Raw genomic sequence first — 1,477 nt, 5'->3', positions numbered from 1 at the left:
GTGCAGGAAATCTCTTCGCCCTTCATGATATCCGAACGTACCCAGCTGATATTTGTTGCTGTGATTTTGTCAGAATATAAAAGCGGGTTATGGAACCCTTGATCCACGTAGAGGATGTTCTTTTCAAGATCTTTGCCTACCGCAAACCACGGCTCGCCGCTTCCGCCGATGCCAAGGCCGTGACGCTGTCCGATCGTATAGTACATCAACCCGTCGTGGCGGCCTTTTACTTCGCCGTCCATCGTCATCATATCGCCCGGCTGTGCAGGGAGATATTGGCTGAGAAACGTTTTGAAGTTGCGTTCGCCGATAAAGCAGATGCCTGTACTGTCTTTTTTCGTCGCCGTTGCAAGTTCTGCTTCTTTGGCGATTTCACGCACACGGCTTTTTTGAAGTTCGCCGATCGGGAACATGACTTTGCTCAGCGTATCTTCTGTCAGCTGATTCAGGAAGTACGTTTGATCCTTGTTTTCATCAATGCCGCGCAGCATTCTGACTTTTCCGCCGCTTCTGTCTACTCTTGCATAGTGGCCAGTCGCTAAATAGTCGGCGCCAAGTGACAATGCATGCTCCAAAAAGGCTTTGAATTTAATTTCTTTGTTGCACAATACATCCGGGTTTGGTGTTCTGCCTGCTTTATATTCATCAAGGAAATATTGAAATACCTTCTCATAATATTGCTTTTCAAAGTTTACGGCATAATACGGAATTCCGATTTGGTTGCAGACGCGGATCACATCTTCATAATCCTCTGTCGCCGTGCAAAAACCGTTTTCGTCCGTATCATCCCAGTTTTTCATAAAGATTCCGATTACATCATAGCCCTGTTCTTTTAACAGCAGGGCCGCCACAGATGAGTCTACTCCGCCGGACATGCCGACAACGACTCTTGTATCCTCCGGCCGTTTTTCCATTTCATTCACTCCAATTACTACGCCGCCTTATTGTGTCAGCCGTTTGACAACGTCGGCCACATGTTTGGCAGCAGTTTTCACTTGCTCAGCCGTATTGCCGAGGCCGAAGCTGATTCGAATAGAGGACGTCAGCCGGTCACTCTCTTCGCCGAACATAGCAGTCAGAACATGTGACGGCAGGACTGAACCGGCCGTGCACGCTGAACCGCTGGAGACAGCGACACCAGCCATATCAAGATTAACCAGCAGCGCTTCCACTGACACACCGGGGAAATAAAGATTCAGAACATGCGGCAGACTATGCTCTTTGTCCCCGTTGACCTCGAATGCCACACCTGCATCTCTAAGCGTGTCAGCAAAGATTGCTTTAAACGATTGATACTTCTCGTTTTTTTCGTCACGTTCTTCACTTGACAGCTTGATCGCTTCTTTCAGCCCGACAATGCCTGGAACATTTTCCGTTCCGGCACGGCGTTTTCTTTCTTGCTCTCCTCCGAATAAAAGCGGTGAAAGCTTCACATCTTTACTAGCATATAAAAAGCCTGTCCCTTTTGGCCCGTTGA

The 1,477-nt window shown here is 48.2% G+C and carries 2 protein-coding genes; both read right to left on the bottom strand.

Annotated features, from left to right (window positions below):
* A partial coding sequence (gene mnmA, locus ACWHAR_RS21140; protein WP_452087727.1) for a tRNA 2-thiouridine(34) synthase MnmA occupies positions 1-914 on the bottom strand: 914 nt, incomplete at its 3' end.
* 27 nt (positions 915-941) lie between these two features.
* Positions 942-1,477 (bottom strand): cysteine desulfurase family protein (locus tag ACWHAR_RS21135; protein WP_452087726.1); only part of this gene is annotated, 536 nt, incomplete at its 5' end.

The sequence above is a fragment of the Bacillus sp. LR--39 genome (assembly GCF_053613335.1).
This window is presented reverse-complemented; position numbering and strand designations above follow the sequence as displayed.